This window comes from Niallia taxi, from assembly GCF_032818155.1.
GTDB lineage: Bacteria > Bacillota > Bacilli > Bacillales > Cytobacillaceae > Niallia > Niallia taxi_A.
In genome coordinates this window covers 3,007,209-3,022,551 of the sequence record NZ_CP102589.1, presented here as the reverse complement: position 1 = coordinate 3,022,551, position 15,343 = coordinate 3,007,209, and the positions used below count along the sequence as shown (strand labels likewise).

General features: G+C 41.4%; 13 protein-coding genes. 12 read left to right on the top strand and 1 reads right to left on the bottom strand.

Annotation, left to right across the window (positions count from 1 at the left end):
- The first annotated feature begins 94 nt into the window (after positions 1-94).
- The 12 genes from lspA to pyrE all read left to right on the top strand — a co-directional run bounded on the left by lspA (position 95) and on the right by pyrE (position 13,405).
- Positions 95-628 carry a signal peptidase II gene (lspA, locus tag NQZ71_RS15240; RefSeq protein WP_144452369.1) on the top strand — a complete coding sequence of 178 codons (534 nt, stop codon included), beginning with the start codon at positions 95-97 and terminating at the stop codon, positions 626-628.
- On the top strand, positions 597-1,508 hold the full coding sequence (locus NQZ71_RS15235; RefSeq protein WP_275004896.1) for an RluA family pseudouridine synthase: 912 nt from the start codon (positions 597-599) through the stop codon (positions 1,506-1,508). The genes lspA and NQZ71_RS15235 overlap by 32 nt, the downstream gene beginning before the upstream one ends.
- 174 nt (positions 1,509-1,682) lie before the next feature.
- Positions 1,683-2,225: a bifunctional pyr operon transcriptional regulator/uracil phosphoribosyltransferase PyrR gene (gene pyrR / locus NQZ71_RS15230; protein ID WP_144452371.1), complete on the top strand. Its 543-nt coding sequence runs from the start codon at positions 1,683-1,685 to the stop codon at positions 2,223-2,225.
- Positions 2,226-2,401: 176 nt separating this feature from the next.
- Positions 2,402-3,718, top strand: a complete 1,317-nt coding sequence (locus NQZ71_RS15225; protein WP_275004899.1) for a solute carrier family 23 protein — start codon at positions 2,402-2,404, stop codon at positions 3,716-3,718.
- Positions 3,719-3,902: 184 nt separating this feature from the next.
- Entirely contained in the window at positions 3,903-4,838 is a 936-nt protein-coding gene (locus NQZ71_RS15220) for an aspartate carbamoyltransferase catalytic subunit (RefSeq protein ID WP_317010935.1), read from the top strand.
- Positions 4,804-6,090, top strand: coding sequence for a dihydroorotase (locus NQZ71_RS15215; protein ID WP_317010934.1), 1,287 nt, complete (start codon positions 4,804-4,806; stop codon positions 6,088-6,090). Before NQZ71_RS15220 ends, NQZ71_RS15215 begins: the two co-directional genes overlap by 35 nt.
- Complete coding sequence (locus NQZ71_RS15210) at positions 6,087-7,184, top strand: carbamoyl phosphate synthase small subunit (protein WP_144452375.1); 1,098 nt, start codon at positions 6,087-6,089, stop codon at positions 7,182-7,184. Before NQZ71_RS15215 ends, NQZ71_RS15210 begins: the two co-directional genes overlap by 4 nt.
- Complete coding sequence (gene carB / locus NQZ71_RS15205) at positions 7,171-10,383, top strand: carbamoyl-phosphate synthase large subunit (protein ID WP_317010933.1); 3,213 nt, start codon at positions 7,171-7,173, stop codon at positions 10,381-10,383. Before NQZ71_RS15210 ends, carB begins: the two co-directional genes overlap by 14 nt.
- The gene (locus NQZ71_RS15200) at positions 10,380-11,159 is read left to right on the top strand and encodes a dihydroorotate dehydrogenase electron transfer subunit (protein WP_317010932.1); all 780 of its coding nucleotides are present in this window, start codon (positions 10,380-10,382) and stop codon (positions 11,157-11,159) included. Before carB ends, NQZ71_RS15200 begins: the two co-directional genes overlap by 4 nt.
- The gene (locus NQZ71_RS15195; RefSeq protein WP_144452378.1) at positions 11,156-12,097 is read left to right on the top strand and encodes a dihydroorotate dehydrogenase; all 942 of its coding nucleotides are present in this window, start codon (positions 11,156-11,158) and stop codon (positions 12,095-12,097) included. Before NQZ71_RS15200 ends, NQZ71_RS15195 begins: the two co-directional genes overlap by 4 nt.
- On the top strand, positions 12,069-12,785 hold the full coding sequence (gene pyrF, locus NQZ71_RS15190) for an orotidine-5'-phosphate decarboxylase (protein ID WP_317010931.1): 717 nt from the start codon (positions 12,069-12,071) through the stop codon (positions 12,783-12,785). The genes NQZ71_RS15195 and pyrF overlap by 29 nt, the downstream gene beginning before the upstream one ends.
- Positions 12,782-13,405, top strand: a complete 624-nt coding sequence (gene pyrE / locus NQZ71_RS15185) for an orotate phosphoribosyltransferase (protein WP_127734717.1) — start codon at positions 12,782-12,784, stop codon at positions 13,403-13,405. Before pyrF ends, pyrE begins: the two co-directional genes overlap by 4 nt.
- A gap of 38 nt (positions 13,406-13,443) precedes the next feature.
- Here pyrE and NQZ71_RS15180 read toward each other — a convergent pair whose 3' ends face one another.
- A complete protein-coding gene (locus tag NQZ71_RS15180; protein ID WP_317010930.1) occupies positions 13,444-15,150 on the bottom strand; it encodes an Rqc2 family fibronectin-binding protein in 1,707 nt (568 codons plus the stop codon).
- Positions 15,151-15,343: the final 193 nt, after the last annotated feature.

The window sequence follows — 15,343 nt, the reverse complement described above, 5'->3', positions numbered from 1 at the left end:
AAGTAAAAGTAAAAGCAAAAGAAAAGAAGTTGAAAGTTAGAAAAAACAGCTGCAAATAGGCACAAGCTATCGTTTTTAAGTAGTTTATGCTAAAATGCTAAAGGAGACTCGAGAATTGGAGGAAACTTTAGTGTTTTATTACATAATTGCACTTATAATCATTGCATTGGATCAATGGACAAAATGGCTTGTTGCAACAAAGATGGAACTCGGAGACAGCATTACGGTAATCGAGAATTTCTTCTATATTACGTCCCATCGTAATAGTGGTGCTGCTTGGGGTATTTTGGAAGGACAAATGGCGTTCTTCTATATTATTACAACTGTTGTCATTGTAGGCATCATTTATTTCATCCAGAAAGGTGCAAAAGGCAAGCTGTTGTATGGAGTTTCCTTAGGATTAATCCTCGGAGGAGCGATTGGTAATTTTATCGACCGCATCAGACATCAGTATGTAGTGGACTTCGTTAATACGTATATCTTCAATTATGATTTTCCTATATTTAATATTGCAGATTCATCTTTAGTAATTGGTGTTATATTGCTTATCATTGTGATGCTAAAGGAGGAAAAAGCAGCAAAGAAGGAGAAAGAAAATGGAAAAAAAGGAACATATCATTCAGAGTGAACAAGTAAGTGAAAGAATAGATAAAATCATTTCAACTATCAACAATGATTGGTCGCGCACACAAGTGCAGCAATGGATCAAGGATGGCCATGTGTTAGTTAACGGCAAAAGTGTTAAGACGAAATACAAGGGAATATTAAATGATGTTGTTACAATTGAAATTCCTGAACTGACAGAGCTTGACGTTTTACCTGAGGAAATGAATTTAGACGTTTATTATGAGGACAGTGATGTAATTGTTGTCAATAAGCCGAAGGGAATGGTCGTTCATCCAGCTCCTGGCCACGTAACAGGTACGCTTGTAAATGGCTTGATGGCACATTGTAAGGATTTGTCCGGGATTAATGGCGTAATGCGTCCAGGAATCGTCCACCGTATCGACAAGGATACGTCAGGTTTATTAATGGTTGCTAAAAACGATGCTGCCCATGAAAGTCTTGTAAACCAGCTTGTGGCAAAGACAGTAACTAGAAAATATAAAGCATTGGTCCATGGCAGTATTCCACATGATTATGGAACAGTTGATGCACCGATTGGAAGGGACACAAAGGACCGCCAAAAAATGGCCGTTGTCGATAAAGGCAAGCATGCTGTTACACATTTTCACGTAATTGAGCGCATGGAGGATTTTTCTTTCATCGAATGTCAGCTTGAGACAGGAAGAACGCATCAAATTCGTGTTCATATGAAATATATTGGCTTCCCGCTTGCAGGTGATCCTAAGTATGGTCCGAAAAAAACGCTCGACATTGGCGGTCAGGCGCTTCATGCTGGCATACTTGGTTTTAACCATCCACGCACAGGCGAATATATTGAATTTGAAGCACCACTTCCTAGTGATTTTGAAGAGCTGATAGATAATATCAGAAATAATCGTTGACAAAATTCGAGCCTTATAATAAGATTAACTTAATTAAATAAGTCCTTTAAATCAATCCTGTGAGGTTGAGAAGGTATCGGATTTTTTAGTAGATAGCAACTTGTATGCTATCGGTCTGTCCTCTCGCCAAACATGGTGGGAGGATTTTTATTTTAAGAAAAAAGGTGATGCAAAATGTCGCAAAAGGCATTAGTCCTTGATGACCAAGCAATTAGAAGAGCATTAACGAGAGTTGCACACGAAATCATTGAAAAGAATAAAGGGATTGAAAACTGTGTTTTGGTCGGTATCCGCACTAGAGGTATTTATATTGCAAACCGCCTTGCAGAAAAAATCTCGCAAATTGAAGGCAAAAGCATTACGGTAGGAGAATTGGATATTACTTTATACCGCGATGATTTAAGCAAAAAAACGGAAAATCAAGAGCCGCTCGTAAAAGGTTCAGATATCCCAACAAGCATTGAGGATCTAAAGGTAATCCTTGTCGATGATGTTCTGTACACAGGAAGAACAGTTCGTGCAGCAATGGATGCCCTTATGGATGTAGGCAGACCTGCTTCAATACAGCTTGCTGTCCTTGTAGACAGAGGACATAGGGAGCTTCCGATTCGCGCTGATTATGTCGGCAAAAACATTCCGACATCCAGTTCAGAGAAAATTGTTGTAGAGCTCAATGAAGTGGATGGACAAGACGAAGTAAATATATACGAAAATTAAATATAGCCCTTTTTAATGGCAGTCCTGAGAGGCTGCGAAGGGGGAGTCGATACAGGCGTTGTTTCGCCTGCTCAAAAACCCCTTTTTGCCATGCGTAAAAGGGGTTTTTTTATGAAATTGCGTATACTAAATACAACAAACCAGTAATTGCACCATAGATGGAAAGAGGGAACAAAATGAATCAAACAAAGCCAATACTCGGTCTAAAAGACAAACCAAACGCATCCCAATGGATAACATTAAGCTTACAGCACTTATTCGCCATGTTTGGATCAACAGTACTAGTTCCATACTTAATTGGATTAAGTCCAGCTATCGCTTTAATCTCAAGCGGATTAGGAACACTAGCATTCCTTCTTATAACAAAATTTAAGGTTCCTGCTTATTTAGGCTCATCCTTTGCCTTTATTGCACCGATGATTGCGGCACAAAAGCTTGGCGGACCGGCAGCAGCGATGATCGGAACATTCATCGCAGGTCTTGTATACGGAATTGTCGCATTGATTATTAAAAAAGCCGGCTACCGTTGGATTATGAACCTGCTTCCGCCGATTGTTGTCGGACCAGTAATCATGGTTATCGGGCTAGCACTAGCTGGAACAGCAGTTGGCCAGGCGATGTATGAAAATAACGGAACACCAGATCAACACTACAGCCTTTTGTACTTATCAGTAGCATTAGTCACATTGCTTGCAACAATCCTATTCACTATTTTCGGTAAGGGAGTGTTCAGCTTCATTCCGATTCTTGCAGGGATTATCGTTGGCTACCTGTACGCATTACTAGTAGGTGTTGTTGATTTCCAAGGTGTTATTGATGCAAAATGGATCGCAATGCCGGATTTCATTCTTCCTTTCAGAGATTATGATTTAACATTAGATACCGCCATACTGGCATTGTTCGTGCCGGTTGCCATTGTAACACTTGCTGAGCATATCGGTCACCAGCTTGTATTAAGTAAAGTAGTAGGAAAAGATTATATTAAAGACCCAGGACTTCATCGCAGTATTTTAGGTGACGGAAGTGCAACACTAATCTCCTCCCTAATCGGTGGACCGCCAAAAACAACTTACGGTGAAAACATTGGGGTTTTGGCAATTACGAGAGTATACAGTGTGTATGTTCTTGCAGGAGCAGCAGTGTTTGCAATCCTGTTCGGATTCATCGGTAAGATCACTGCCCTAATACAATCGATTCCAACACCAGTAATGGGCGGAGTATCCATCCTGTTGTTCGGTATCATCGCATCTTCTGGCTTAAGAATCTTAGTCGAAGCAAAAATGGATTTCTCAAAAAATCGCAACCTTGTGATTGCATCCGTTATCTTAGTTACAGGGATTGGCGGAGCATCCATTCATATCGGTTCAGACTTTAAACTAGAGGGAATGGCACTTGCAGCAATCCTTGGGATTATCCTGAACTTTGTACTACCAGGAAGAGACAAGGCGACAGACGACTTATTTGAAGAAGAAGCAGTAGACGAAACTAAATAATGTACACCTTTTAAACAAGTACAGAGAGACTTATAAGGGTGTTGAAGGTTAAGGCGAAAAGGATCCGCTTGTTTAGGCAGGCTTAAAACAGGATCAAAAATCGCGAACATTCAACTTTTAGCACCCATTTTCAATAAATGGGTGCTATTTTTTTGCCCGGAATCCATAAAGGAGGCAATAAATAATGGAAAACTTATTAACAACCTCGGAGCTTAGCGTGCCGGAAATACAGGAAATACTGAAATGCGCACAGGCATTTGCAGAGGGAAAGGAATGGAAGCCAGAAAGGCAGCTGTTTTTAGCAAATTTGTTCTTTGAACCAAGCACAAGAACGAAATGTAGCTTTGAAGTAGCTGAAAGGAAGCTGGGACTTGAAGTCATTCCATTTGAAACGACTACCTCAAGTGTTGTTAAAGGAGAAACATTATATGATACCATCCGAACATTGGAAAGCATTGGCGTAAATGGTGTCGTGATTCGCCATAAGGAAGATAATTACTTTCAAGAACTAATCGGCAAAATCAAAATCCCTGTCATTAATGCAGGAGACGGATGCGGAAATCACCCGACACAATCATTGCTCGACCTTTTGACAATTAAACAGGAATTTCAATCCTTCCAAGGCTTAAAAATAAGCATTATAGGAGATATCCGGCACAGCCGTGTTGCCAGATCAAATGCAGATGCGCTCACAAGGCTTGGTGCAAATGTAGTCTTTTCAGGTCCTAAAGAGTGGTTTGACGACAGCATGCTGCAGGAAGCAAACTACGAGGATGTTGATACAGCGATTGAAACATCTGATGTTGTCATGCTCCTGCGAATTCAGCATGAAAGGCATGATGGCAGTACATCATGGACCAGTGAAGAATACCACCAAATGTATGGATTGACGATAGAAAGAGAACGACGCATGAAACCAGGCAGCATCATTATGCACCCTGCCCCTGTTAACAGGGATGTAGAAATTGCCGACGAATTAGTGGAATGCGAACGGTCGAGAATTTTTAAACAGATGGAAAACGGAGTATTTATCCGCATGGCAGTATTAAAAAGATCTTTACAATCAGTTGAGGGAGGAAATGTACATGTCAATGATTATCAAAAATGGCCAGTTGCTTAATGAAAAAGGGGAATTTATTACACAGGATATTCTAATTGAAGACGGAGTTATCGTAGAAATAGCACCAAAATTGGAGACGGCAGCAGACGAAATCATTGATGCGAACGGAAAGTTGGTTGCACCAGGCTTCATAGATGTTCATGTACATTTGCGCGAGCCTGGCGGAGAGAAGAAGGAAACAATCGCAACAGGAACAATGGCTGCTGCTAGAGGCGGATTCACAACAATCGCTAATATGCCAAACACTCGTCCAGTTCCTGATACAGTTGAAAACTTCCAAAGCTTGATGAACCGCATTAAAGAGACAGCGAATGTTCATGTTCGCCCATATGCAGCGATTACAATCAGACAATTAGGTGCAGACATAACAGATTTTAAAGCATTAAAGGAACTAGGAGCATTTGCATTCACAGATGACGGTGTAGGGATCCAAGAAGCAGGAAAAATGCTTGAAGCAATGAAGCTTGCAGCAAGCCTTGATATGGCAATTGTAGCTCACTGTGAGGACAACTCACTTATCAATAAAGGATCTGTCCATGAGGGAGAATTTTCTAAAGCAAATAACCTAAATGGAATTCCATCTGTCTGTGAATCTGTACATATAGCAAGGGATGTTTTACTTGCAGAGGCAGCAGGCTGTCATTACCATGTTTGCCATATCAGCACAAAAGAATCAGTCCGTGTAGTAAGAGATGCGAAAAGAGCGGGAATCAATGTGACTGCAGAGGTTTCACCACACCATTTATTACTATGTGACGAGGACATCCCTGGAATCGATACAAATTATAAAATGAATCCGCCGCTTAGAGGCAAAGAAGACAGAGCGGCGTTAATAGAAGGCTTGCTGGATGGGACGATTGATTTCATCGCAACAGACCATGCCCCGCATACAGCAGAAGAAAAGGCACAGCTGATTGAACTTGCACCGTTTGGCATTGTCGGATCAGAAACAGCCTTTCCGCTTTTATATACTAACTTTGTAAAAAAAGGAATTATTAGCTTGCAGCAGCTTATCAGCTTCCTTACAAATAAACCAGCAGAAACATTTAAGCTGAATACAGGCACACTTGCTGTCGGAAAAGTAGCAGATATCGTAATTGTTGATTTAGAAGATAATGAAACTATCAATCCAGAAAACTTCTTATCTAAAGGAAGAAACACCCCATTTGCAGGATATGTTTGTCAAGGTTGGCCTGTAACAACAATTGTAGCTGGAAAAATCGCTTGGAGAAAGGAAAGTGTACACGCATGAAAAAACAACTGATTCTCGAAGATGGTACAGTATTTATTGGGCAAGGATTTGGAGCAGAATCCAATTCGATTGGAGAGGTAGTCTTTAATACAGGGATGACTGGCTACCAGGAAATTTTGTCAGACCCGTCATACTGCGGTCAAATTGTCACATTGACATACCCACTAGTCGGCAACTACGGAATCAACCGTGATGACTTTGAATCCATTGCACCAGCAATCAACGGTTTCATTGTGAAGGAAGTGTGTGATTTCCCTTCAAACTGGAGAAATGAACTGTCACTGGATGAGTTTTTTAAACAAAAGAACATTCCAGGACTTGCAGGAATTGATACGAGAAAATTAACAAGAATTATCCGTAAGTACGGAACATTAAAAGGCGCAATTTGCAGCATCGAGGAAAATGTAGCAGATGTTATCAAGCAACTGCAAACATCCGTCTTACCAACAAATCAGGTGCAGCAGGTTTCTACTAAAAAAGCTTATCCGAGCCCAGGCCGTGGCAAACGTGTTGTGCTTGTAGATTATGGCATGAAGCACGGAATTCTGAGAGAGTTAAATCAGCGTGACTGTGATGTCATTGTTGTTCCATATAATGCAACTGCAGAGGAAATATTGTCTTTAAGTCCAGACGGGGTAATGCTTTCTAACGGCCCTGGAGATCCAAAGGATGTGCCAGAGGCAATTGAAGCGATTAAAGGGATTATCGGCAAGGTGCCACTGTTTGGAATATGCTTAGGCCATCAGCTGTTTGCACTTGCAAGTGGTGCTAACACAGAAAAAATGAAGTTTGGGCACAGAGGCTCAAACCACCCTGTTAAAGATTTGCTGACAGGCAAGGTTTCCTTAACATCACAAAACCACGGCTACACAGTGGAAGAAAAATCTATTGAACAGACAGACTTGGAAGTTACTCATCTAGCATTAAACGACGGAACAATTGAAGGGTTGCAGCATAAACAGTACCCAGCCTTCACCGTACAATATCATCCAGAGGCATCACCAGGTCCAGAAGATGCTAACTATTTATTTGATCGATTCATGTCCATGATTTTAACTCATAAAGAGGATGGTGCCGCATATGTCAAAGCGTAAAGATATTAACAGCATACTAGTAATAGGATCAGGTCCGATCATTATCGGTCAGGCAGCAGAATTTGACTATGCCGGAACCCAAGCATGTATAGCACTTAAAGAAGAAGGATATCGTGTTATCCTAGTTAACTCCAATCCAGCAACGATTATGACAGATACAGAAATGGCTGACAGTGTATATATTGAACCACTGACATTGGAATTCGTTAGCAGAATCATTCGCAAGGAAAGACCAGATGCAATATTGCCGACACTTGGTGGTCAAACAGGCTTGAACCTTGCTGTCGAGTTATCAGAGGCAGGCGTCCTTGAAGAATGCGGTGTGGAAGTGCTTGGAACAAAGCTTTCCGCTATCCAACAAGCAGAAGACAGAGATTTGTTCCGCACCTTGATGAATGAGCTAGGAGAACCAGTACCAGACAGCGAAATTATTCATAACATGGACGAAGCAAAAGCGTTTGTGGAACAAATCGGTTATCCAGTTATCGTCCGCCCTGCCTTTACATTAGGAGGAACAGGCGGAGGCATCTGCCATAATGATGACGAGTTAAATGAAATCGTCACAAGCGGTTTAAAGAACAGCCCTGTAACACAATGTCTTCTTGAAAAAAGCATTGCCGGCTTTAAAGAAATTGAATACGAAGTAATGCGTGACAGCAATGATAATGCGATAGTCGTTTGTAATATGGAAAACATCGACCCTGTCGGCATTCATACTGGTGACAGCATCGTTGTTGCGCCAAGCCAAACGCTGAGCGATAGAGAATATCAAATGCTGCGCAACACATCATTGAAGATCATCCGTGCCCTTAAAATCGAAGGTGGCTGCAATGTTCAGCTTGCACTTGATCCAGACAGCTTCCAATACTATATTATTGAAGTAAACCCAAGGGTGAGCCGTTCCTCTGCACTTGCCAGCAAAGCAACAGGCTATCCAATTGCAAAGCTTGCAGCGAAAATTGCTGTTGGGTTAACACTTGATGAAATGATGAACCCAGTAACAGGCAAAACATATGCAAGCTTTGAGCCTGCACTTGATTATGTTGTCAGCAAAATCCCACGCTTTCCGTTTGATAAGTTTGAATCTGCCAAAAGAAATCTAGGCACGCAAATGAAAGCGACTGGAGAGGTAATGGCAATTGGAAGAACATTCGAGGAATCACTTCTTAAAGCAATCCGTTCATTAGAAGCAAAGGTTTACCACTTTGCATTAAACGATGGCGAAAATGTCAGTGATGAATTATTAGAAAAAAGAATTCGTGTCGCAGGAGACGAAAGATTATTTTATGTAGCAGAAGCAATGAACAGAGGGGTGTCCATTGAGACAATCCATGACTGGAGCAAAATTGACCTGTTCTTCCTGCACAAGCTTGAAGGCATCGTCAAGTTGGAAAAAGAGCTTGCAGATCATCCGTTTGATTTAGAATATGCAAAAACAGCTAAGGAGAAAGGCTTTGCCGACATCCAGCTCGCTAAATTATGGAACAGTACTGAGCTTGAAATATATAACTGGAGAAAAGACAACAAGCTTGTCCCAGTTTACAAAATGGTGGACACTTGTGCTGCTGAATTTGAATCGGAAACACCATATTACTATGGAACGTATGAGGATGAAAATGAATCTGTTGTGACAGACAAGAAAAGCATTGTTGTTCTTGGTTCTGGTCCAATTCGCATCGGCCAAGGAATCGAGTTTGACTATGCGACAGTTCACTCTGTCTGGGCCATCAAGGAAGCAGGGCTTGAAGCGATTATTATCAACAACAACCCAGAAACGGTTTCAACAGACTTTAGTGTATCAGATAAATTATACTTTGAGCCGCTGACAATAGAAGACGTCATGCATATCATCGATTTAGAGAAACCAGAAGGGGTTGTCGTGCAATTCGGCGGACAAACGGCAATCAACTTGGCAGCAGAGCTTGCAAACAGAGGGGTTAAAATTCTTGGTACGTCTTTAGAAGACTTAGACAGAGCAGAAGACAGAGATAAATTTGAGTCAAGCCTGCATGCACTGGGCATTCCTCAGCCTGAAGGGAAAACAGCCTTAACAGTAGAAGAGGCGGTAATGGTTGCAGCTTCGATCGGCTATCCGGTTCTTGTACGTCCATCGTATGTACTAGGCGGAAGAGCGATGCAAATCGTTTATAAAGAAGAAGAACTGATTCCATATATGGAAAAAGCAGTTATCGCAAGTCCTGGTCAACCAATCCTGATTGACAGATATTTAACAGGCAAGGAAATCGAAGTAGATGCAATATGTGACGGTGTAGACGTAGTGATTCCAGGCATCATGGAGCATATTGAAAGAGCAGGAGTTCACTCCGGTGATTCGATTGCCGTCTATCCGCCGCAAAGCTTGTCAGCAGAAATTAAGCAAACACTAATTGACTATACAACAAGATTGGCAAAAGGCTTAAATATTGTTGGACTACTGAACATCCAGTATGTTGTCTCAAAAGGCGAAGTGTTTGTGCTGGAAGTGAATCCGCGCTCAAGCAGAACGGTTCCTTTCTTAAGTAAAATTACGAATGTCCCAATGGCGAAAATCGCTACAAAGGTGATTTTGGGGAATAGCTTGAAAGAACAAGGCTACACATCAGGACTTGTAGAGGAACAGCAAGGTGTGTTTGTAAAGGTTCCTGTATTCTCCTTTGCCAAGCTGCGCCGTGTGGATATAACACTCGGTCCTGAAATGAAGTCAACAGGAGAGGTAATGGGTAAGGATGTTACGTTGGAAAAAGCTTTGTATAAAGGATTGGTTGCTTCAGGAATGAAGATCCAGACATTTGGAACAGTTCTTCTGACAATCGGTGACAAGGACAAAGAAGAAGCATTGCTGCTTGCGAAGCGGTTTGTTAATATCGGCTACAGCCTTATGGCAACGAGCGGAACAGCAGAATTTTTGCAAGACAATCATATCCCTGTAAAAGTGGTAGATAAAATCGGCGGCGAAGGCACAACATTAATTGATGTCATCCGCAATGGCCAAGCACAATTTGTTATCAATACATTCTCAAAAGGAAGCCAGCCTGCACGCGACGGCTTCAGAATCAGAAGGGAATCCGTTGAAAATGGAATTCCATGCTTAACATCCCTTGATACAGCAGAAGCAATTCTTCGAGTAGTAGAATCAATGACATTCTCTGCAGAAGCAATGACACCAGCAGGCAAACAAATGGAGGCGGTCCTTGCATGATCAAAAATGAAAAATGCACCGTGGTTTCACATAAAGAAATAGCAGAAAACATTATGGAGCTCACCCTTAAAGGTGAGCTTGTTCATGAAATGAACGGCCCAGGTCAATTTGTGCATGTTAAGGTTGCAGACGGTTTTGACCCATTGCTAAGAAGACCTATAAGCATTTCGAAAATAAACCATGACAATAGCACCTTCACAATGATTTACAGAGCGGAAGGAAAAGGAACGAAAGCGTTGGCGCAAAAACAAGCACATGAGCTTGTGGATGTGCTTGGACCACTTGGGAACGGCTTTCCTGTTAATGAAGCTAGACAAGGTGAAACGGCATTGCTTGTCGGCGGCGGCATCGGTGTTCCACCACTATATGAGCTTGCCCATCAATTGACTGCAAAAGGCGTTAACGTTGTCATTGTACTTGGGTTTCAAACAGCATCAGCAGCATTTTATGAAGAGAAGTTTGCCCAATTTGGTGCAACCTTTGTCGCAACAGTAGATGGGACAATGGGAGCAAAAGGGTTTGTCACAGATATAATTGAACAAGAGAATCTCAAGTATGATGTTCTTTACACATGTGGCCCTACACCAATGCTACGAAATCTTGAAAAGAATTTTGCTGGAGAAAGAGCCTATATTTCCTTAGAGGAGCGGATGGGCTGCGGTATTGGTGCATGCTTTGCGTGTGTATGTCATACACAGGATGATCCTACAGGTATCTCCTACAAAAAGATTTGTACAGATGGCCCAGTATTCAGAGCAGGGGAGGTAGTCATATGAACAGATTAAATGTCGAGCTGCCAGGCTTAAATTTAAAAAATCCAATTATGCCTGCATCAGGCTGCTTCGGGTTTGGGCGTGAATATAGCAATCTTTATGATTTAAGTAAATTAGGCGCCATTATGATTAAAGCTACAACAGTCGAGCCGAGATTTGGAAATCCGACACCTAGGGTTGCTGAAACTAATTCGGGCATGTTAAATGCGATTGGCTTGCAAAATCCAGGATTAGAGAAGGTTATGGGTGAAGAATTACCATGGTTAAACTCCTTTGATGTGCCGATTATTGCTAACGTGGCAGGATCATTAGAAGAAGATTATATTGAGGTTGCCAAGGAAATTTCAAAGGCGCCAAATGTAGCAGCCTTAGAGCTTAACATATCTTGTCCAAATGTAAAAACAGGCGGTATTGCCTTTGGAACGATTCCAGAGGTGGCCAAAAACTTAACGAAAAAGGTGAAGGAGGTTTCGCAAAAGCCGGTTTACGTGAAACTTTCACCAAATGTCACGAATATCGTTGAGATGGCAAAAGCAGTTGAAATGGGCGGTGCAGACGGTCTGACAATGATTAATACATTACTTGGGATGCGCCTTGATTTAAGAACAGGCAATCCTGTGCTTGCAAATAAGTCTGGAGGCCTGTCAGGACCAGCCATTAAGCCTGTAGCAATCCGCATGATTTATGAGGTGAGCCAGCATGTAAATCTCCCAATAATCGGTATGGGTGGTGTATCATGTGCGGAGGATGTGTTAGAATTTTTCTATGCAGGTGCAAGTGCTGTAGCAGTCGGAACAGCAAATTTTGTAGATCCATTCATCTGTCCAACCATAATTGACGAACTGCCAGCGCTAATGGACAAATACGGAATTAATCACATCTCAGAATGTACTGGAAGGAGCTGGGGAAAGAATGCGCAACTCGCTTATAATCGCACTTGATTTTCCAAATAAAACAGAGGTTTTCAATTTCTTAGACCGCTTTAATGGCGAAAAACTATTTTTAAAAGTAGGCATGGAGCTTTTCTATCAAGAAGGCCCGAATATTGTGCGCGAATTAAAAGAAGAGGGTCATCAAGTATTCCTTGACTTAAAGCTGCACGATATTCCAAACACAGTAAAAAGTGCAATGCGCAATATTGCAGGCCTTGGAGCAGATCTTGTCAATGTACATGCTGCTGGAGGAATCCGCATGATGGAAAGCGCTCTTGAAGGTCTTGATGCAGGAACGCCAGCAGGGCAGAAACGACCATTTGCCATAGCTGTTACACAGCTGACAAGCACATCACAGCAAGAAATGCAAGAATGGCAGCAAATTAAGCTACCCTTACTAGATTCAGTTGCGCATTATGCAGCAATTACGAAGCAGGCAGGCATGGATGGGGTCGTATGTTCTCCGTTAGAGGCGGCGCTGATCCGAGATCATCTTGGCGCAGATTTTTTGACAGTAACGCCAGGAATCAGACTGTCATCAGATGATGTACAGGACCAAGTCCGTGTAGCAACACCAGGATCAGCAAGAGAATCAGGGGTATCGGCCATTGTAGTGGGCAGATCGATAACACGTGCGCAAAACCCGTATGAAAGCTATCAATTGTTTAAAACAGAATGGGAAGGTGTAACAAAATGAAGAAAAGCATTGCAGAACAACTATTAGAAATTAAAGCGGTATTTCTACAGCCAAACGATCCATTCACATGGTCTTCAGGATTAAAATCACCAATTTATTGCGATAACCGTTTAACATTGTCTTATCCAAAGGTCCGCAAAGAGATCGCAAATGGATTGGCAGATTTAATCAAAGAACATTTTCCGGAAACAGATATAGTGGCAGGAACAGCTACTGCAGGTATCCCCCATGCGGCATGGGTAAGTGATGTGCTTGACTTACCAATGGCATATGTTCGTTCGAAAGCAAAAGAACATGGTAAAGGAAACCAAATTGAAGGGAAAGCAGAAAAAGGCCAAAAGGTTGTTGTTGTCGAGGATTTAATTTCAACAGGCGGCAGTGTCATCACAGCAGTTAACAGCCTTCGCGAAGCTGGGTGTGACGTGCTTGGAGTAGTATCGATCTTTACATACGAGCTGCCAAAAGGAAAAGAATTGCTTGCAGATGCAAAAATTGAAAGCCATTCATTGACTGATTATACAGCACTTCTTGAGGTAGCACAGCAAAAAGGCTATATTAAGGAAAGTGATATTGCAAGCCTGCAGGCATGGAAGGAAAACCCTGCAGAGTGGGGCAAGTAAACAAAAGAAGCATAATCCCGAATATCGGGATTATGCTTTTACTTTTTTAAGGAAATGACTGTTTCTTCGTCCGGTGTAACATATACAGTCTGCTGGTTATCGTATATAACAAAGCCTGGTTTAGCGCCACTTGGTTTTTTTACATGGCGGACAAGTGTAAAGTCTACTGGAACAGAACTGGACTGTCTAGCCTTACTGAAGTAAGCTGCAAGCTTTGCTGCTTGAAGAATGGTTTCCTCTGTCGGAGTTTTACTGCGAATAACAACATGACTTCCGGGGATATCCTTCGTATGCAGCCAAATTTCATCTCTTGCCGCTACCTTATTAGTCAAATAATCATTTTGCTTGTTGTTTTTTCCAACTAATATTTCCGTGTCATCATAAGTATACTGGTCAAGAACAGGCTTCGCATTTTGTGCTTTTTTGGCCTGTTTTTTCTGTCTTTCTCTTAAATAGCCTTCCTCAATTAGCTCCTCACGAATCTCTTGAATGTCCTTAGGAGAAGCTGTTAAGATTTGGTGATACAAGGCTTCAAAATACTCAAGCTCTGTTTCTGCAATGTTAATTTGCTCCTTAATAATATCAATGGAGTTTTTCGCCTTTTGATAACGTGTGAAATACTTTTGGGCATTCTCAGACGGTGTCAGTCTTGGATTTAACTCGATTTCCATACTGCTTCCTTCTGGGTCATAATAGTTAATGACTTCAAGCTTTTCCATTCCCTTTTTTGCCGCATATAAATTAGCAGTCAGCAGTTCGCCAATAAGCTGATAGTGATCTGCTGTTTCAGCTTCTGACAAGGTTTTTTCAAGCTTGCTTATTTTTTTGCTGTTTTTATCCCGTTCATTTTGAATGAAGCGCTCTAAATCATTGCTTTGCTGTTTAACCCGATCTCTTTCTGCTTTTCCGAAATAAAAGCGGTCGAGCATCTCGCTTAATGTAGGGAAGTTTTTTACCTCTCCGCCAACATGCTCGAGCGGAACAAAATAAAAGTATTCCTTGTTCTCTGTGATCATGATAGCAGGAGCATATTGTTCGTTTTTCACAGTCCTCATTGCTGCAGCAAAAGCAGCAGGCAGTGTCGTTCTGTTTGCCAACCCTGATTTATACATTATTTCTTTAGAAAACAGTGGTGACAATCCAGAAAAATGTTGAACTAGCTGTTTATCCAACTTTCCTCCATTAAAATCAATCGTTTTTAAAACATCCTCTTCTGTTGCCTCAAGTGGATTCATTTTTTCTTGTGCAGGCGGTGCGATATATTCATAGCCCGGCAATATTGCCCGATGGCTGTTAACGGCATAGGAAACATGCTTAATGCTGTCCAAAATCGTGTTTTTCTCTTGATCCACTAAGATGACATTACTATGTCTTCCCATTACTTCAATAATCAGTTTTTTATAAGAAATATCGCCGATTTCATTACGTCCTTTTACTTCAAGGACAATCATCCGTTCATTTTCAATCTGGTATATATTTTCAATAAAGTAACCTTCTAAATGCTTGCGAAGCAGCATACAGAACATTGGCGGTTCCTTTGGGTTTTCGTAAGTTTCTTGAGTAAGCTGGATTCTTGCATAACTTGGATGGACAGAAAGGAGCAGCTTCTGATTTTTACCGTTCGCCCGAACAATCAGGACAATTTCATTAGAAAAAGGCTGCTGTACCTTATTTATCCTCCCACCTTTAAGATTTGCAGAGATTTCCGAAGCCATTGCTCTAGTAAATAAACCATCAAATGACATAATAAACATTCCTTTTCTTTACGAATAAAAACATAAGTTCTTCTATTAATGTACATTAATTTTCTACTAATATAAAGCGTCAACTATATATTGCAAGAATTAAGGAGTAAATGTGCTTAACAAACCCTTGGATGCTTTTCTAATATTAATAGCATTATTTCACATTCAAGTGAATATGATTTCTGTATAGTGG